Genomic DNA, 17,119 nt, shown 5'->3' with positions numbered 1-17,119 from the left:
CTCAACGGGTTTTGTCGTCGTGGGTCATGGCGGTGTAGAACAGCCAGGACACCAGCAGGATGATCAGGAAGTACACCAGCGAGAACGCCGCCGCCGGGCCCAGATCGAACTGGCCGACAGCCATTTGCGTCAGGGTCTGGCTGAGGAAGGTGGTAGCGTTGCCCGGCCCGCCGCCGGTGAGCACGAAGGGCTCGGTGTAGATCATGAAGCTGTCCATGAAGCGCAGCATCACCGCGATCAGCAGCACGCTTTTCAGCTTGGGCAACTGGATATGGCGGAACACCGCCCAGTTCGACGCACGGTCGATGCGCGCCGCCTGGTAATAGACGTCGGGAATGGCGCGCAGGCCTGAGTAGCACAGCAGCGCCACCAGCGAGGTCCAGTGCCAGACGTCCATGATCAGCACCGTCACCCAAGCATCCATGGTGTTAGCAGCGTAGTTGTAGCTAATGCCCAGACTGTTCAGCGCCCAGCCCATCAGGCCGATATCGGCGCGACCGAAAATCTGCCAGATGGTGCCCACTACGTTCCACGGGATCAGCAGCGGAATGGCCATCAGGATCAGACACAGCGAGGCCCAGCGCCCGCGCGTCGGCATGCACAGAGCGATAGCGATCCCTAGCGGAATCTCGATCAGCAGCACGCAGGCGGAGAAGATAAATTGACGCAGCAATGAGTCGTGCAGGCGTGGGTCCTGCAGCACCTGGCGATACCAGTCGACGCCGACGAAGTAGCGCGTGGCCGGGTCGAAGATGTCCTGCACCGAGTAGTTGACCACCGTCATCATCGGCACGATGGCGCTGAAGGCCACCAGCAGGAACACCGGCAGCACCAGCCACCAGGCCTTGTTGTTCTGCACCTTCATGGCGCCACCTCCACCAGATAGTCGTCGGCATAGAGCATCAGCCACTGCGCCGGAAAACTCAGGTACACCTGCTCGCGCGGCACGGGCTGATCCTCCTGCAAGCGCACCTTGAGCACCTGGCCGTCAAGGTCGAAGGTGAGGATCTTGTAAGTGCCGAGATCCTCGACGTGCAACACGCGGCCACACAGCGCGTCTTCGTATGCACCGTCCCAGACGTGTACGAACTCGGGACGGATACCGACCTGCAGACGCTTGCCATCCAGTTCGACCAGGCGCTGGTTGAGCGCGTCGGAAAGCGGCAGCACGGTACCGGCGAAGCGCACACCGCCCTCGCAGCGCTGCACGTCGATCAGATTCATCCCTGGGCTGCCAATGAAATAGCCGACGAAGGTATGGCCGGGGCGCTCGAACAACTCGCGTGGCGTACCGAACTGGACGATCTGCCCGCCGTACATCACCGCGATCTTGTCGGCGAAGGTGGAAGCCTCCAACTGATCGTGGGTGACGTAGACCATGGTGATGTTGAACTGCTCGTGGATCTGCTTGAGCTTGCGCCGTAGCTTCCACTTCAGGTGTGGGTCGATCACCGTCAGCGGCTCGTCGAAGAGAATCGCCGAGACGTCGTCACGCACCAGGCCACGGCCCATGGAGACCTTCTGCTTCTCGTCGGCGGTGAGGTTGCGCGCCTTCTTGTGCAGCAGCGGGTGCAACTCCAGCACCTCGGCAATCTCATGCACCTTGCTCATCACCCGCGCCTCATCCATGCCCTGGTTGCGCAATGGGAAGGCCAGGTTGTCGAACACCGTCATGGTGTCGTAGACCACTGGAAACTGGAAAACCTGGGCGATGTTGCGCTGCTGCGGCGACAGCGTGTTGACCGCCTTGCCGTCGAACTGCACCTCACCCTGCGATGGGCTGAGGAGACCGGAGATGATGTTGAGCAACGTCGACTTGCCGCAGCCCGACGGCCCCAGCAGCGCATAGGCACCACCCTGCTGCCAGATATGGTTCATCTCGCGGATTGCGTAATCTTCCGGCGATTTCGGCGTGCCGCTGTAACTGTGCGCAAGGTTGTGCAAGCGAATCTCGGCCATCAGGCGGCCCTCCCCTGACGACGACTGGGCGCCTGCACCAACTGCCCATCGGCAGCGAAGACGAACAGCTTGTGGGTCGGGATGTAGATCAGGATCGGCGTATCGACCGCATACTCGTGCACGCCCGGCAGGTGCAGTACCAGTACGAATTGCTCGTTGCGCACATGCAGGAAGGTTTCCGAGCCGCTGATCTCAGCCAGCTCAACCGTTACCGCCAGCTCCAGGTCATCGTCGTTGGACGGCACCAGGCCGATATGGCTGGGGCGCACACCGAAGCGGTACTCGCCCTCGGCGATGCCGCGCAGATCGGGATTGAGCGGAAAGTGCACGCAGTCGGCGAAGCTCACCTCGGAGCCGCTGATACGCCCCGGCATCAGGTTGATCGCCGGCTCCGAGAACAGCTCGGCAGCCAGCACCTGCTGCGGACGGTGGTAGACCTCGGCAGTCTTGCCGCTCTGCACCACCCGCCCCTCGTGCAGGATGGTGGTGGTGCCGCCCAGGGCCAGCGCCTCATTGGGCTCGGTGGTGGCATAGACGGCAATGGTGTGGCGCGCCTGGAACAGCTCGCGCATTTCCTGGCGCAGCTCTTCACGCAGCTTGTAGTCGAGGTTGACCAGGGGCTCGTCGAAGAGAATCAGCGAAGCATCCTTAACCAGCGCCCGGGCCATGGCCGTGCGCTGCTGCTGGCCGCCGGACAGTTCCAGCGGATAGCGCGACAGCAGTTTCTCGATGCGCAGCATGCGCGCGGTGGTCTCGACCTTCTCGACGATCTGCTCCTTGGCCACACCGGCCTGGCGCAGCGGCGAGGCGATGTTCTCGAACACCGTCAGGGTCGGGTAGTTGATGAACTGCTGATAGACCATCGACACGTTGCGCTGGCGCACCGGTACGCCGGTGACATCGGCGCCGTTCATCAGCACCCGGCCGCTGCTGGGCCGATCCAGACCGGCCATCAGGCGCATCAGGCTGGTCTTACCGGCCAGGGTGCGGCCGAGCAAGACGTTGAAGGAACCCGGTTCAAAACTCAGGCAGGCATCGTCGATATGCACCTGGCCGTCGACGATACGGGTGACGTGTTCGAGCTTGAGCGACATGGCCTGTCCTTTTTCTTGTCGTGCCATTCGGTTGCGAACATCGATAGCGACAAGCGTGCCAGCGCCCAAAAATCAGACGTACCCCTTTGATATAAATCAAAAAATCCATTCAAGCTCATTAGCACGCTGGTATTCCACTGAACACTTTTGAACAGTCAAATGTGAACAACTGAACAATTCGTTCGTTGACTTTGAACAGGCTTGAACGAAACTGGACCGATCGCGGCGCAGATCGCGAACCAACAAGAAGAGATCATCTATGACAGAAGCTGCCCGCGCCCCGGCGCACGACACCCTCATCCAGGAGTCCTGGTCGCGCTGTCGTGACTATGGCCTGACCCATCAGAGCCCGCCGCGCTTCGACCCACCGCCTGCCGGCGAACTTTCGGCCCTGCTGGAAAGCCGCCAGGCCCTGGTGCAGACCACCCACCAGGAAGTGCTGCCTTACTACGGCACCATTCTGTCCAACTCCAACTGCCTGATCATGCTCGCCGACGAGCAGGGCCGGCTGCTGCAATCCTGGGGCGACCAGCGCTTCATCGAACCGCGTCAGGCCGCCGGCTTCGTCGCCGGCGCCAGTTGGCTGGAGCGCTACACCGGCACCAACGCCATCGGCACCGCGCTCAGTTGCGGCCAGGCCGTGCATATCCAGCACGACGAGCATTTCCTCAAGGCCAACCGTTTCATGACCGGCTCGGCCTCGCCGATCTTCGACGAACAACGGCGCATGATCGCCGTGCTCGATGTGTCCAGCGACAGCTACCTGCCGCCTGCGCACACCTTGGGCATGGTCAAGATGATGAGCCAGTCGGTGGAGAACCGCCTGATCCTCAAACTATTTTCCGACCAGTACCATCTGCTCAGCTTCAATACCAGCCTCGACAACCTCGACAGCCCATGGGCCGGCCTGGTGGTGTTCGACGAACAGGGCCACGTGGTGTCGGCCAACCGCCGCGCTGACAATCTGCTGGGCCAACCTTTGACCTACGGTGCCATCGAGCAACTGTTCGACGTGCCTCTACAGCAGTTGCTCAACCAGCCGGAGGGCCAGCCGTTCAGCCTGCGCACCAGCAGCCACTATCGCTTTCACGCACAGGTACGACGCCCTGCCCGACCGGCCCCCATTCAGCCTCGCGACTTCCGCCCGCAGGTCGCGCAGAGCACGCCACAAGAGCCTCATCTGCATGCACTGAGCATGGGTGACGCACGCATGGACAAGGCCATCCGCCAGGCCGAACGCCTGCTGGAGAAGGACATTCCGATCCTGATTCAGGGCGAAACGGGGGCCGGCAAGGAGGTTTTCGTCAAGGCACTGCACCAGGCTAGCTCGCGCGCCAGCCAGCCCTTTATCGCGGTCAACTGCGCCGCCATTCCGGCGGAACTGGTGGAGTCGGAATTGTTCGGCTACGAGAAAGGCGCCTTCACCGGCGCCAGCCAGAAAGGCCATGTCGGGCTGATCCGCAAGGCGCACAAGGGCACCCTGTTTCTCGACGAAATCGGCGACATGCCGCTGCGCGTACAGGCGCGGCTGCTGCGCGTGCTGCAGGAGCGCTGCGTGCAACCACTGGGGAGCAGCGAGCTGCACCCGGTGGATGTGCGCCTGGTCTCGGCCACCAATCGCCCACTGCGCCAGGATGTCGACAGCGGCCAGTTCCGCGCCGACCTGTATTACCGCATCAGCGGCCTGAATCTGGAACTGCCACCACTGCGTGAGCGCAGCGACAAGCAGGCACTGTTCCAGAAACTCTGGGAGCAGCACCGCGAACCCCACCAGCGCGCGGGCATCAGCCGCGAAGTGCTGGAGCTGTTCCAGCATCACCCCTGGCCCGGCAACCTGCGCCAGCTCAGCAGCGTGCTGCAAGTGGCACTGGCCATGGCCGACGACCAGCCCATCCGCGCCGAGCACCTGCCTGACGACTTCTTCCTCGACCTGCCAACGGAGGTACCCCTGCCAACGCATCTCGAGTCCGATGATCTGGCCAGCCAGTACCAGGCTTGCGGCGGCAATATCTCCTACCTCGCCCGTCACCTCGGCCTAAGCCGCAATACCCTGTACAAGCGTTTGCGCGAACAGGGGCTGAAGACCTAGCGCCTGGAACAGTCGTCATTCCCGCACAGGCAGCGGTTCCAGCGCCAAGCTGCGCTTGCGCCCCCGTAGGGAAATCATCCAGAGGGCATGAAATGCCAGGACTCCCGCCTTCTCGAAAGTGGCCATGAATACTTTTTTCAGGGTCGCCCCGGGGATAAAGCAGAGCCCGCGAATACGCTCCTCGCTTATGGCACATTGCAATCAGTCAAATCTCATCTAGCTTTTCCCTGAGACCTCCACATACAGGGATGCCACAAGCGATGGAACGAAGACTCTTGAAGCACTGCATCTGCGCACCGATCCTGCTGGCACTGGCGGGCTGCACACAGGGTCTCCATCACAACGAAGGCGCGACACAGATAGCGCACTCACCCGACGGCAAGCACATTCGCAGCATATTCATTCCCGATCCAGGCAGAAATCCTCGGGCTAACGACCATCCCATCGAAAAGGGAGAAGCGTTTTCCATCAAGTTGATTTCGGCATACATTTGCGACTTCCGCGAAAGTAGCGACCCCAAGGACTGGTTATCCAGAAGCAATGCAGGCGCCTTGCCTTGTGAAGGCGGCGATGGCAATACCAGCCTGCCTGGATTCGCCAACTACACGCGCGGGGAGATCGCCATCATCGTCAATGCGGGAGAGCGCAACGACGGGGTGACAGGGCTGACGTTCAACCCCGCGGACATACAACGCAACGGACGAATTGTTTATTACAACGAAGACATCCGAGAAAGTGGCCAGCTCATCAACGCATTGAACATTCCCGTCTATGGTCCGAAGACCTACGAGGGTGGGTCGTTCTTCATGGACTGGGCAATTCTCGAACTGGACAACGACGAAAGCGCCCAAAGCCGTCAACTGCTTCAGGAGCTGGCCAAGATCGGCAGCGCAGCCTATGCCCCGGGGACTCCGGTACTCAATCTCTTGAATACCCTTGGAGGGGCGATGCTAGGCGCCAACGGCGATGACGTCGAACTTCGCTATCAGGTCGAATTCGACCCGCCCTACTCCGGGCTGACGAAAAAAGGCAGCACGACCGCCAGGAAGCGCCTCACTCACCACGCGCCCCTGCGAGAGGGTTACTACGTCATCGTTCGAGAAGAAAACCGTAACCAGCTCCCACCTTTTGAGAAACTTCGTGGGGTTCTACCCCGTTAGCACGGACACTTTCGAGTAAGCTCACACCGAGCTGAAGGAGTGTTCATGAAGCGCAAGAAATACAGTCCTGAGTTCAAGCGGGAAGCCATCGAACTGGTTCGTCGTTCAGGGGCGAGCTGCCGGCAGGTGGCCTTGGAGATTGGTGTTGCCCCCAACCTGCTCACACGCTGGGTGCGGGAGGCGCAACCAAGCACTGAGAAAGCCTTTCCTGGAACGGGAAGTCCGCGGGATGAGGAGCTTGCCCGTCTCAAGCGCGAGTTGGCCCGAGTAACCAAGGAACGTGATTTTTTAAGAGACGCGGCAGCGTACTTTGCCAAGGAGTCATCGAGCGGTACACGATGATCCAGCGCTGCCGCAACGAGTACCCGGTACGATTGATGTGCCGTTGCCTGAAGGTTTCTGCCAGCGGCTATTACGCCTGGCAGGATCGTGAACCAAGCGCGCGAGCTCAGGAGAATGCGCGCTTGGTGAAGCGCATTCGGGAGATTCACGAGGACAGCCGGGGCGTGATTGGAGCGCCACGAATGCACGAGGATTTGCTCGACGAGGGCGAAGTCGTCAGCCTGAACCGAGTTGCTCGCCTGATGGCGGCTGAGCGAATTCAAGGCTGGCCACGCCGGAAACGACGTGGCTTTGGAAGAGTCGCCAGTGGCCGCCCAGCAGGCGTGAAAAACCTCCTGGAGCGCGATTTCACTGCACAGGAACCAGAGCGCAAGTGGGTCACGGACATCACGGAAATAGCCACACTGGAAGGCAAACTCTTCCTGTGCGTAGTGCTCGACCTGTACAGCAAGCTGGTGATCGGTTGGTCGATGCATCACCGCCAGGATCGGCAAATGGTGATCCGTGCAGTGGAGATGGCAATCTGGCAGCGCCAGGGTGACTGGTCAGTGATCCTGCATTCGGATCGCGGTAGCCAATTCACCAGTGCTGACTACCAGCGCTTTCTCAACCGCAACACGTTGGTGTGCAGCATGAGTGCCGTCGGGCATTGCGGCGACAACGCTGCTTGTGAGGGTTTCTTCGGTCAGCTCAAACGGGAGCGGGTTGCCCATCAGTCGTATCGAACTCGCGATGAGGCACGAGCGGATCTCTTCGACTACATCGAGCGGTTCCATAACCCACGAATGCGTCGTAGAGTCGCCCGGCAAGATCTGAAGTTTTCAGCCCTTTTCAAACCGTCCGTGGAAATGGGGTAGAACCCGTGTGAGCCAGGGCAAATACAACCCTCTGCTGGGGATAAAAGATGCGCCTGATCAGCCTTATCGACTCTACAAGGATCGCTCCTGGTTACTCGTACGCGTCTCTCGTGAAGATCATGACCAGGCCTTGACGCAAGACACCTCAGCCAAAGCGGCGCAGTTTCTCGAACAATTGAGCAAGGACAAAAACGCCGCGATCCACTACCTGGAAGCCCTGCCAAAGGCAATCGAAGACGCCAGAAACGCGCACGCCAAAGGCAGCAAACCATGAGTCGCTCGCACATTAAGTGGCTATTGGCAGCCCTCCTGCTCACGACCGCTACCACACGCGCAGGCGAGTTCACTGGAGAGCTGATTCTTCTGCCTGAAGGCTGCCAGCAAACATCGGGGCGAATCTGCAAGCTCGGAGCGCCGCTGACGTACAAAGACCCGAATGGCCTAGTCTGGCAGGCAGACGATTGGCAAGAAGGCAAGCACCAATCCGGCACAACGGACGGAGCCTCCATTCCCGAATGGGCACAACCTATCATCGGAGATGCTTACGACAGTTCTTACCTGAAGGCTGCCGTGATCCATGACCACTACTGCTACGAGGAAAACAGAGTACGGAGCTGGAGGCAGACCCATCGCATGTTCTATGACGCCCTCACCGACCTGCAGATCGGCAAGGTTAAAGCGAAGACCATGTATTACGCGGTCTATGCTTTCGGCCCTCACTGGGTCGAGCTAGTGCCAGGAACATACTGCGGTCAGAACTGCATCAACAGTCTCTCGTCTACCAGCCAACGCTGGGAAGGCGATGAGTTTCTGACGACCAGAGCCCGGGAAAACATAGAAAAGATGATGAAAGCCCTCGAACAGAATCCCGACATGCGCATAGAGGAGATCGAGGCAAGAGCAAAAATGGATAAACCCGGTGATTTCTTTCTGATGCGAGGCTCCAGCTACTCGCCCACAGGCCCCGACGATCCAAATATCCACCCGCACAGGTAGCCCTTTACTGAAAAGACGGGTGTAGTATCCGCACGGCCGCGCGCCACCACCTCGGTCACGCCTTCCATTGCAGGAAAACCGTGAACCGGAACGCCACGACGTCAATCCCGGGGGCATGCTCACTGGCAGACGCCGCCTGCACGTTCGCTCCATGGAACCACTCGGCGGAGTGCCCGCTCACATCAACGACTACGCCGAAACCAATACCGCCATCGTCAAGAAGACCTCGGTTCCCCGCCGACTGCCCCCGATGAACTGACAAGGAACGATCATGCGCTCATCCCTACGCCCGCTGCTCGTCACGCTCGGCCTGTGCCTCAGCAGTCAGGCGGCTTTCGCCGAACTGAACCAGGCAGTCGATGCTGCCGTGAAACCGATGATGCACGCCTACGCCATCCCCGGCATGGCCATTGCCATCAGCCACAAGGGGCAGTCGCATTTCTTCGAGTACGGCGTCGCATCCCGCGAAAGCGGCAGGGCCGTGGATCGCCACACCCTGTTCGAGCTGGGTTCGATCAGCAAACTGTTCACCGCCACCCTCGGCGCCTACGCCGAAGCCCGCGGCACGCTGAACCTCAGCGACAACACCAGCCAGTACCTGCCAGCCCTGCGCGGCAGCGCCTTCGACCACATCAGCCTGCTGGATCTGGCCACCTACACAGCGGGCGGCCTACCGCTGCAGTTCCCAGATGCAGTCAGCAATGAACAGCAGATGCTCGATTACTACCGCAACTGGCAGGCGGTCTACCCACCAGGTACGCAGCGCCTGTACTCCAACCCCAGCATCGGCCTGTTCGGTCACCTGGCAGCTGCCAGCCTGGCCGAGCCGTTTCAGCAGCTGGTGGAAAAGGATCTGCTGCCGCAACTGGGCATGCAGGAAAGCTACATCCGCATACCGTCCGAACAGATGAAGCGTTACGCCTGGGGCTACCGCGACAACAAGGCTGTGCGGGTAAACCCCGGCGCACTGGACGCCGAGGCTTACGGCTTGAAGTCCACGGCCGCCGACATGCTGCGTTTCATCGACGCCAACCTGCATCCGGAGCGGCTGCCTGCACCGCTGCGCCAGGCTATCAGCGCCACACATCGTGGCTACTATCAGGTCGGCGATATGACTCAGGCGCTGGGCTGGGAGCGCTACGCCTATCCCATCAGCCTGGAGAAACTGCAAGCCGGCAACTCAGCGGAAATGGCGCTGCAACCCCAGACAGTGGAGCGCTTCAGCGTACCTAAACCAGCCGATGGCGACCTGCTGCTGAACAAGACGGGTTCGACCAATGGCTTCGGCGCCTACATCCTGCTGCTACCGGCGCGTGAAACCGGCCTGGTGATACTCGCCAACCGCAACTACCCCAATGCCGAGCGCGTACGCCTGGCGCTGCAGCTGCTCGAGGCCATCAAGCCGTAGCGTAATCCTGGCAGGGGGCGTGAACGGTGCCCCCTACCCTCGCCAACTTCGTCAGGCAGAGAAACCACCGTCGATGGTCAGGTTGGCCCCCGTGATATACGCTGCCTCGGGGCCGGCCAAATAGGCGACGAAACTGGCAATCTCCTCGGCCTTGCCATAGCGCGGCAGGGCCATGGTCTGCTTCAGCGACTCGGCGAAATCACCCTGATCCGGGTTCATGTCGGTATCCACCGGGCCCGGCTGCACGTTGTTGACGGTGATCCCGCGCGGCCCCAGGTCACGCGCCAGGCCCTTGGTGAACCCGGCCACTGCAGCCTTGCTCAGCGCATAGACCGAACCACCGGCGAACGGCATACGCTCGGCGTTGGTGCTGCCGATGGTGATGATGCGCCCCCCTCACTCATCCGCCGCGCTGCCTCCTGACTGGCGATCACCACGCTGCGCACGTTGACGTCCAGGGTGCGATCCAGGTCCTCGATGCTGAACTCATCGATCGGCGCTACCGCCAGCACACCGGCATTGTTCACCAGGATATCGAGACGACCGAAGGTATCCAGCGTATGGCTGATGGCGCCGCGAATGGCCTGCTCGTCACGACTGTCGGCCTGGATGGCGATGGCGCGGCCGCCGGCGGCTTCGATCTCACGCACCACATCGAGGGCACCAGCCGCCGATGAAACATAGGTCAGTGCAACGGCCGCACCTTCCTTTGCCAGGCGCACAGCGATGGCAGCACCGATGCCACGGGAACCGCCCTGGATGAAGGCGACCTTGTTTTCGAGGGTTTTCTGAGTGCTCATAGGAAATCTCCTGAAACTGAGGGGTTGAATGGAACACGCCCTCAGTATTCACCCGAGATTCAAAACCGATAAGCTGGCAATTGTGATATTCAGTCGATACCAAAGGTTTATGAAGCGCCTATGGAAACCCTCAGCAGCATCGAAAGCTTCGTCCGTACCGCCGAGGCTGGCAGCTTTGCCGAAGCCGCGCGACGCCTGGGCTTGTCCCCGGCAGCCGTTGGCAAGAACGTTGCCCGTCTGGAGTCCAGTCTCGGCGTGCGCCTGTTCCTGCGCAGCACCAGACGCCTGACGCTGACCGAAGCCGGCGAACGCTTTCTGGCGGAAGTGAGCGGCGGCCTTGCGAGCATTCAGGGCGCGGTGGCGAACCTGGCGAGCAGCCAGGGGCAACCTGCGGGTACGTTGAAGGTGAGCATGGGTGTAGCCTTTGGTCGCGACTATATCCTGCCGCACCTGACCGATTTCCTCGCCCGCTACCCGGCGATCACCCCGGACTGGCACTTCGACAACCGTGCCGTCGACCTCATCGGTGGAGGTTTCGACGCGGCCATCGGCGGCGGCTTCGAATTGCCGCCCGGCGCGATTGCCCGCCAACTGGCGCCTGCCCACCGAGTGCTGCTGGCAGCTCCGGCCTATCTCGCCAGGCACGCTCCTATTACGCGACCAGAGGATCTGACGCAGCATGACGGCATCCTCATCCGCTCGCCGCAGACGGGTCGTGTGCGCAGCTGGCCACTGTGTACGCGTGACGACCAACAATCCACCCTCGAACTGAAGCAGCGCATGACCATGAACGATCCCGAGGCGGCTTGCCATGCCGCCCAGCAAGGCCTTGGCATCACCCTGGTCAGCACCGTCCATGCGCTGCCCTATCTGCAACGCCGCAGCCTGCAGCGGGTATTACCGGACTGGTACGTCGATACCGGCAGCCTGAGCCTGTACTTCAGCGCGCAGAAGCTGCTGCCGGCCAAGACGCGGGTATTCATCGATTTCATCGTCGAGCGATTTCGTGAACACCGCTGGGCGGAGCGTTTCGACGCTCGCAAACCGCACGAGTACTTATCCCAGAAATGACAAAGGCCGCTGGAAAGCGGCCTTTGTCATTCAGCGCAGCACTTACTCGGCCAGACGCCAGGTGGTGCCGCCCTTACCGTCTTCCAGCACCACACCCATGGCAGTGAGCTGGTCGCGGATACGGTCACTTTCCGCCCAGTTCTTGTCGGCACGGGCCTGCAGGCGCGCGGCGATCAGCGCCTCGACTTCGGCGGCATCGACCTTGCCGGCAGCACCGGCCTGGAGGAAGGCATCCGGCTCCAGCTGCAACACACCGAGCACGCCGGCCAGTTGCTTGAGCTGCGCGGCCAGGCCGGCAGCGGCCTGCAGGTCGGACTCACGCAGGCGGTTGACCTCGCGGATCATCTCGAACAGCACCGCGCAGGCTTCCGGCGAGTTGAAATCGTCGTCCATCGCTGCGCCGAAACGCTCGACGAACGCCTCGCCGCCGGCTGGCGCCGCTTCCGGCAAACCTTTGAGGCCGTTGTAGAAGCGCTCCAGGGCGCCCTTGGCTTCCTTGAGGCTCTCTTCCGAATAGTTGATCGGGCTGCGGTAGTGGCTGGATACCAGCAGGTAGCGCACTACCTCCGGGTGGTACTTTTCCAGCACCTCGCGGATGGTGAAGAAGTTGCCCAGGCTCTTGGACATCTTCTCGCCATCCACGCGCACTGCGCCGGCGTGCATCCAGGCATTGGCGTACTGCTTGCCGGTGGCCGCCTCACTCTGGGCGATCTCGTTCTCATGGTGCGGGAACACCAGGTCAGGGCCACCGCCGTGAATGTCGAAGGTCTCGCCCAGGCAGCAGGTGGACATCACCGAGCACTCGATATGCCAGCCTGGCCGCCCCTTGCCCCAGGGCGACTCCCAGCTCGGCTCGCCCGGCTTGGCGGCTTTCCAGAGCACGAAGTCCAGCGGGTCTTCCTTGACTTCGTCGACTTCGATACGCGCACCGATCTTCAGCTCGTCGATCTTGCGGCGCGACAGCTTGCCGTAGGTCTCGAACTTGGTGACGCGGTAGTACACGTCGCCATTGCCCGGCGCGTAGGCATAGCCCTTGTCGATCAGGGTCTGGATCATCTGGTGCATGCCGACGATATGCCCGGTAGCGCGCGGCTCGATGTCCGGGCGCAGCACATTCAGGCGACCTTCGTCCTCGTGCATCGCGGCGATCATGCGCTCGACTAGCGCCTCGAACGGTTCGCCGTTTTCGTTGGCACGCTTGATGATCTTGTCGTCGATATCGGTGATGTTGCGCACGTAGGTCACGTCATAGCCGCGCTGACGCAGCCAACGAGTGACCACGTCGAAGGCAACCATCACGCGGGCGTGGCCGATGTGGCAGAAGTCGTAAACGGTCATGCCACACACGTACATGCGCACGCTGTTGCCTTCGAGCGGCTTGAAGGGTTCCTTGACCTTGCTGAGCGTGTTGTAAATCGACAGTGCCATTACTGACCCCACGAATCGCGCAGCGTGACGGTACGGTTGAACACCAGCGTATCGGCGGTCGAATCCTTGTCCAGGCAGAAGTAACCCTCACGCTCGAACTGAAAGCGGTCGTCAGCGTCGGCCTTGGCCAGCGACGGCTCGGCGCGGCAGCCGGTGAGCACCACCAGCGAATCCGGGTTGATGTTGTCGAGGAAGCTGCCGCCCTCTTCAGCTTTCTCTGGATTGGCCGAGCGGAACAGGCGGTCATACAGGCGCACTTCGCACTCGACGCTCTCCGCGGCCGGCACCCAGTGGATCACGCCCTTGACCTTGCGGCCTTCCGGGTTCTTGCCCAGGGTGTTCTCGTCGTAGGAGCAGCGCAGCTCGACGATATTGCCGGCGGCGTCCTTGATGGCTTCGTCGGCGCGGATCACGTAACTGCCACGCAGGCGCACTTCACCACCAGGGATCAGGCGCTTGTAGCCATCCGGCGGGGTTTCCTCGAAGTCGCTGGCGTCGATGTAGATCTCGCGGGAGAACGGCAGCACGCGGGTGCCCATGTCCTGCTTGGGATGGCGCGGCAGCTCCAGGTTTTCGACCTGGCCTTGCGGGTAGTTGGTGATCACCACCTTGAGCGGCTTGAGCACGCACATAGCGCGCGAGGCGTTGGCGTCCAGGTCTTCGCGGATGGCGAATTCCAGCATGCCGATATCCACCAGCCCGCCGGCGCGGTTGACGCCGATCATGTCGCAGAAGGTACGGATCGATGCCGGCGTATAGCCACGACGGCGGTAGCCCGAGAGCGTCGACATGCGCGGGTCGTCCCAGCCGTTGACGTGCTTCTCGTCGACCAGCTGCTTGAGCTTGCGCTTGCTGGTGATGGTGTAGTTCAGGTTCAGGCGCGCGAATTCGTACTGACGCGGCTGCGCCGGCACCGACAGGTTCTCCAGAAACCACTCGTACAGCGGGCGGTGATCCTCGAACTCCAGGGTGCAGATGGAGTGGGTCACGCCCTCGATGGCATCGGACTGGCCATGGGTGAAGTCGTAGCTCGGGTAGATGCACCACTTGTCACCGGTCTGGTGGTGATGGGCATGGCGGATGCGGTAGAGGATCGGGTCACGCAGATTGATGTTCGGCGAGGCCATGTCGATCTTGGCGCGCAGCGAACGCGCGCCGTCGGGGAACTCGCCGGCCTTCATGCGGGCGAACAGGTCGAGGTTTTCCTCGACGCTACGCTCGCGGAACGGGCTGTTCTTGCCCGGCTCGGTCAGGCTGCCGCGATACTCGCGCATTTCTTCGGCATTGAGGTCGCAGACGAAGGCCTTGCCGGCCTTGATCAGCTCGACGGCCCAGGCATGCAACTGATCGAAATAATTGGAGGCATAGCGCTCCTCACCGGCCCACTTGAAGCCCAGCCATTCGACATCGGCCTTGATCGCGTCGATGTATTCCTGGTCTTCCTTGGCCGGGTTGGTGTCGTCGAAACGCAGGTTGCACTGGCCGCCGAACTCTTCGGCCAGGCCGAAGTTCAGGCAGATGCTCTTGGCATGGCCGATGTGCAGGTAGCCGTTGGGCTCCGGCGGAAAGCGGGTCACGATCTGGGCGTGCTTGCCGCTGTCCAGATCGGCCTGGACGATGGGGCGCAGGAAGTTGGCAGCTTTTTCGACGGTGGGCTTGCTCATGGTGTCCTTAACAATACTGGCGCGGCACGGGTAGGCCGCCTCGGGCAAAGTCCGTATCATAACCAACCTGTCAAGCCCCTGACAGGGTGCATGCCACCCTGTCAGGGCCGTTCACCCACGAGCCAGCGGCTCGAACCTGCCTCATCACGGATACGATCATGATCAAACTGCACACCAACCACGGCGTCATCACCCTGAACCTGTTCGCCGACAAGGCCCCGGAAACCGTGGCCAACTTCGAGCAATACGTGAAGGAAGGCCATTACGACGGCACCATTTTCCACCGCGTAATCGGCAACTTCATGATCCAGGGCGGCGGTTTCGAGCCGGGCATGAAGCAGAAGCCGACCCGCGCGCCGATCAAGAACGAAGCCAACAACGGCGTGGCCAACAAGGTCGGCACCATCGCCATGGCCCGCACCATGGAGCCGCACTCGGCCAGCGCGCAGTTCTTCATCAACGTCGCCGACAACAGCTTCCTCAACCACAGCGCACCGACCGTGCAGGGCTGGGGCTACGCCGTATTCGGTGAAGTGGTGGAAGGCATGGACGTGGTCGAGAAGATCAAGGGCGTGGCCACCACCATGAAAGCGGGCCACCAGGATGTACCGGTCGACGACGTGATCATCGAGAAGGCCGAAGTCGTAGCCGAGTAAGTCGATGATCCTGCTGATCTCCGATCTGCATCTCGAAGAGAAACGCCCGGACATCACCCGGGCGTTTCTGCTTTTTCTCGCCACCCGTGCACGTCAGGCCGAGGCGTTGTACATCCTCGGCGACTTCTTCGAAGTCTGGATCGGCGACGACGGCATGACGCCCTTCCAGCACGAGATCGCTGGCGCCCTGCGCGAACTGAGCGAAGCCGGCACGCGCATCTACCTAATGCACGGCAATCGCGACTTTCTTATCGGCAAGCGCTTCTGCCGCGAAGCGGGCAGCACCCTGCTGAGCGATCCGCACAAAGTGCAGATGGGCGGCGGGTCGGTTCTACTCATGCACGGCGACAGCCTGTGCACCCTGGATGTCGGCTACATGAAGCTACGCCGCTGGCTGCGTAACCCGCTCTCGCTGCTGATTCTGCGCAATCTGCCGCTGAGCACCCGGCAGAAATTGGCGAGCAAGCTGCGCAACGAAAGCCGAGCGCAAACGCGGATGAAGGCCAGCGACATCGTCGATGTCACGCCCGAGGAAGTGGTCAGGGTAATGACCGAGCACGGCGTGCGCACACTGATCCATGGTCATACCCATAGGCCAGCGGTGCATGAACTGGAAGTGAACGGACAACCGGCACGGCGCATCGTGCTGGGCGACTGGGATCGTCAGGGCTGGGCGTTGCAGGTCGACGAAACGGGCTTCAACCAGGCGCCGTTCGAGTTGACTCCTGCCTGACCCTGTTCGACTCGAACTGACCTTGTAGGAGCGGCTGGGCGGCACTCCGCTTCAGCCGCGAAGGCCACTGTCTCCGCGTTCGCGGCTGAAGCCGCTCCTACAATTATTGGAAAACCGCTTCGCGGCTGCTTTCTGCAGGCACACCACTATGGAAACGGAACTGCTCGTCCGGCGAGGTAATCAGTTCCCGCTCCACCGCACGCACCACCTCGATACGCGCATCCACATCGGCCGCATCGCCATACAAATAGGCGAGCTTGAGATAACCCCGATAGTGGCGCCCTTCACTCTCCAGCAATCCGGCGTAGAACTTGGCCAGCTCGGCATCCAGGCGCGGTACCAGCGCCGCGAAGCGCTCGCAGGAGCGCGCCTCGATGAACGCGCCAACCACCAACACATCCACCAGGCGCTCCACTTCGCCACCGCGTAGCAGTGCACGCAACCCTGCGGCGTAACGCGAGGCGGAAACATGGCGAACCTCGATACCGCGCCCGCGGATGATCTTGCTCACCTGCTCGAAGTGCACCAGCTCCTCACGGGCCAAACGCGACATTCTCGCGGTCAATTCGGTCTTAGTCAGGTAGCGCCCCATCAGGCTCAGGGCCGTCTGCGCTGCCTTGTATTCCAGGTTGCGGTGGTCGAGTAGAAGAATCTCTTGCTGGCGCAGGGCCTCTTCCAGCCAGGCATCGGGAGTGGCAACGCCGCCGAGAAACTCGAGAATTTCCTGCAGGATCGTGACAGATTCCTCACCATTGCTCGGAACATGCTGGGCATTTGACATCATATTTGAAGCGCTCTCGGTGCTGGCGAGGTTGGAAATGGCGGGCCATTATACGAGTGGCAAGCCGGACGACCAGCACGC

General features: G+C 61.4%; 15 protein-coding genes and 2 pseudogenes. 10 read left to right on the top strand and 7 right to left on the bottom strand.

Annotated features, from left to right (window positions below):
- Window position 1 precedes the first annotated feature (1 nt).
- The 3 genes from EL191_RS10850 to EL191_RS10840 are packed head-to-tail and all read right to left on the bottom strand — an operon-like array spanning window position 2 to window position 3,053.
- A complete protein-coding gene (locus tag EL191_RS10850) occupies window positions 2-865 on the bottom strand; it encodes a carbohydrate ABC transporter permease (protein WP_013715269.1) in 864 nt (287 codons plus the stop codon).
- Window positions 862-1,959 carry an ABC transporter ATP-binding protein gene (locus EL191_RS10845; protein WP_041979541.1) on the bottom strand — a complete coding sequence of 366 codons (1,098 nt, stop codon included), beginning with the start codon at window positions 1,957-1,959 and terminating at the stop codon, window positions 862-864. Before EL191_RS10845 ends, EL191_RS10850 begins: the two co-directional genes overlap by 4 nt.
- The gene (locus EL191_RS10840) at window positions 1,959-3,053 is read right to left on the bottom strand and encodes an ABC transporter ATP-binding protein (RefSeq protein WP_041979542.1); all 1,095 of its coding nucleotides are present in this window, start codon (window positions 3,051-3,053) and stop codon (window positions 1,959-1,961) included. The genes EL191_RS10845 and EL191_RS10840 overlap by 1 nt, the downstream gene beginning before the upstream one ends.
- Before the next feature lie 259 nt (window positions 3,054-3,312).
- On the opposite strand from EL191_RS10840, the gene EL191_RS10835 reads away from it, so the two are divergent.
- The 7 genes and pseudogenes from EL191_RS10835 (at window position 3,313) to ampC (ending at window position 9,905) form a co-directional block, all read left to right on the top strand.
- Window positions 3,313-5,142 (top strand): sigma-54-dependent Fis family transcriptional regulator, encoded by a 1,830-nt coding sequence (locus EL191_RS10835; RefSeq protein ID WP_041979543.1) that lies wholly within the window; start codon window positions 3,313-3,315, stop codon window positions 5,140-5,142.
- A 275-nt stretch (window positions 5,143-5,417) separates the two neighbouring features.
- Entirely contained in the window at window positions 5,418-6,302 is an 885-nt protein-coding gene (locus EL191_RS10830; RefSeq protein ID WP_177491351.1) for a hypothetical protein, read from the top strand.
- 45 nt (window positions 6,303-6,347) lie between these two features.
- Window positions 6,348-7,501 (top strand): IS3 family transposase gene (locus tag EL191_RS10825; protein WP_126403479.1). Its coding sequence is split into 2 segments (ribosomal slippage): window positions 6,348-6,594 and window positions 6,594-7,501, totalling 1,155 coding nucleotides; the frame shifts between segments, so codons are not numbered across the junction.
- Window positions 7,502-7,508: 7 nt separating this feature from the next.
- The gene (locus EL191_RS10820) at window positions 7,509-7,775 is read left to right on the top strand and encodes a hypothetical protein (RefSeq protein ID WP_041978762.1); all 267 of its coding nucleotides are present in this window, start codon (window positions 7,509-7,511) and stop codon (window positions 7,773-7,775) included.
- Entirely contained in the window at window positions 7,772-8,497 is a 726-nt protein-coding gene (locus EL191_RS10815; protein ID WP_041978759.1) for a DUF1353 domain-containing protein, read from the top strand. Before EL191_RS10820 ends, EL191_RS10815 begins: the two co-directional genes overlap by 4 nt.
- A gap of 133 nt (window positions 8,498-8,630) precedes the next feature.
- A pseudogene (locus tag EL191_RS10810) lies at window positions 8,631-8,756 on the top strand (Lrp/AsnC family transcriptional regulator); the annotation flags it as partial.
- A 12-nt stretch (window positions 8,757-8,768) separates the two neighbouring features.
- Window positions 8,769-9,905 carry a class C beta-lactamase gene (ampC, locus tag EL191_RS10805; protein WP_041978756.1) on the top strand — a complete coding sequence of 379 codons (1,137 nt, stop codon included), beginning with the start codon at window positions 8,769-8,771 and terminating at the stop codon, window positions 9,903-9,905.
- Window positions 9,906-9,956: 51 nt separating this feature from the next.
- On the opposite strand, the pseudogene EL191_RS10800 reads toward ampC, so the two are convergent.
- Window positions 9,957-10,705 (bottom strand): annotated as a pseudogene (locus tag EL191_RS10800) (3-oxoacyl-ACP reductase family protein).
- Window positions 10,706-10,825: 120 nt separating this feature from the next.
- Here EL191_RS10800 and EL191_RS10795 point away from each other — a divergent pair.
- Window positions 10,826-11,776, top strand: a complete 951-nt coding sequence (locus tag EL191_RS10795; protein ID WP_041978754.1) for a LysR family transcriptional regulator — start codon at window positions 10,826-10,828, stop codon at window positions 11,774-11,776.
- Window positions 11,777-11,818: 42 nt separating this feature from the next.
- Here the strand turns inward: EL191_RS10795 and cysS are convergent, their stop codons facing one another.
- Window positions 11,819-13,204 (bottom strand): cysteine--tRNA ligase, encoded by a 1,386-nt coding sequence (cysS, locus tag EL191_RS10790; protein ID WP_041978752.1) that lies wholly within the window; start codon window positions 13,202-13,204, stop codon window positions 11,819-11,821.
- On the bottom strand, window positions 13,204-14,868 hold the full coding sequence (locus EL191_RS10785) for a glutamine--tRNA ligase/YqeY domain fusion protein (protein WP_041978750.1): 1,665 nt from the start codon (window positions 14,866-14,868) through the stop codon (window positions 13,204-13,206). The genes cysS and EL191_RS10785 overlap by 1 nt, the downstream gene beginning before the upstream one ends.
- Before the next feature lie 158 nt (window positions 14,869-15,026).
- On the opposite strand from EL191_RS10785, the gene EL191_RS10780 reads away from it, so the two are divergent.
- Together EL191_RS10780 and lpxH are read left to right on the top strand one after the other, a co-directional pair.
- Window positions 15,027-15,524, top strand: coding sequence for a peptidylprolyl isomerase (locus EL191_RS10780; RefSeq protein WP_013715257.1), 498 nt, complete (start codon window positions 15,027-15,029; stop codon window positions 15,522-15,524).
- A gap of 4 nt (window positions 15,525-15,528) precedes the next feature.
- Entirely contained in the window at window positions 15,529-16,257 is a 729-nt protein-coding gene (gene lpxH, locus EL191_RS10775) for a UDP-2,3-diacylglucosamine diphosphatase (protein WP_041978747.1), read from the top strand.
- 103 nt (window positions 16,258-16,360) lie between these two features.
- Here lpxH and miaE read toward each other — a convergent pair whose 3' ends face one another.
- A complete protein-coding gene (gene miaE, locus EL191_RS10770) occupies window positions 16,361-17,041 on the bottom strand; it encodes a tRNA-(ms[2]io[6]A)-hydroxylase (RefSeq protein WP_041978744.1) in 681 nt (226 codons plus the stop codon).
- Window positions 17,042-17,119: the final 78 nt, after the last annotated feature.

Source organism: Pseudomonas mendocina, assembly GCF_900636545.1.
In the GTDB taxonomy this organism is placed as follows: Bacteria; Pseudomonadota; Gammaproteobacteria; order Pseudomonadales; family Pseudomonadaceae; genus Aquipseudomonas; species Aquipseudomonas mendocina.
The sequence above is the reverse complement of the archived record's forward strand: the minus strand, read 5'-3'. Positions and strand labels throughout refer to the sequence as shown.

What these genes read in the sequence shown, in the direction of transcription:
- EL191_RS10850 (WP_013715269.1), bottom strand. Translation starts at nt 865, where the DNA reads ATGAAGGTGCAGAACAACAAGGCCTGGTGGCTGGTGCTGCCGGTGTTC.
- EL191_RS10845 (WP_041979541.1), bottom strand. Translation starts at nt 1,959, where the DNA reads ATGGCCGAGATTCGCTTGCACAACCTTGCGCACAGTTACAGCGGCACG.
- EL191_RS10840 (WP_041979542.1), bottom strand. Translation starts at nt 3,053, where the DNA reads ATGTCGCTCAAGCTCGAACACGTCACCCGTATCGTCGACGGCCAGGTG.
- EL191_RS10835 (WP_041979543.1), top strand. Translation starts at nt 3,313, where the DNA reads ATGACAGAAGCTGCCCGCGCCCCGGCGCACGACACCCTCATCCAGGAG.
- EL191_RS10815 (WP_041978759.1), top strand. Translation starts at nt 7,772, where the DNA reads ATGAGTCGCTCGCACATTAAGTGGCTATTGGCAGCCCTCCTGCTCACG.
- ampC (WP_041978756.1), top strand. Translation starts at nt 8,769, where the DNA reads ATGCGCTCATCCCTACGCCCGCTGCTCGTCACGCTCGGCCTGTGCCTC.
- EL191_RS10795 (WP_041978754.1), top strand. Translation starts at nt 10,826, where the DNA reads ATGGAAACCCTCAGCAGCATCGAAAGCTTCGTCCGTACCGCCGAGGCT.
- cysS (WP_041978752.1), bottom strand. Translation starts at nt 13,204, where the DNA reads ATGGCACTGTCGATTTACAACACGCTCAGCAAGGTCAAGGAACCCTTC.
- EL191_RS10785 (WP_041978750.1), bottom strand. Translation starts at nt 14,868, where the DNA reads ATGAGCAAGCCCACCGTCGAAAAAGCTGCCAACTTCCTGCGCCCCATC.
- EL191_RS10780 (WP_013715257.1), top strand. Translation starts at nt 15,027, where the DNA reads ATGATCAAACTGCACACCAACCACGGCGTCATCACCCTGAACCTGTTC.
- lpxH (WP_041978747.1), top strand. Translation starts at nt 15,529, where the DNA reads ATGATCCTGCTGATCTCCGATCTGCATCTCGAAGAGAAACGCCCGGAC.
- miaE (WP_041978744.1), bottom strand. Translation starts at nt 17,041, where the DNA reads ATGATGTCAAATGCCCAGCATGTTCCGAGCAATGGTGAGGAATCTGTC.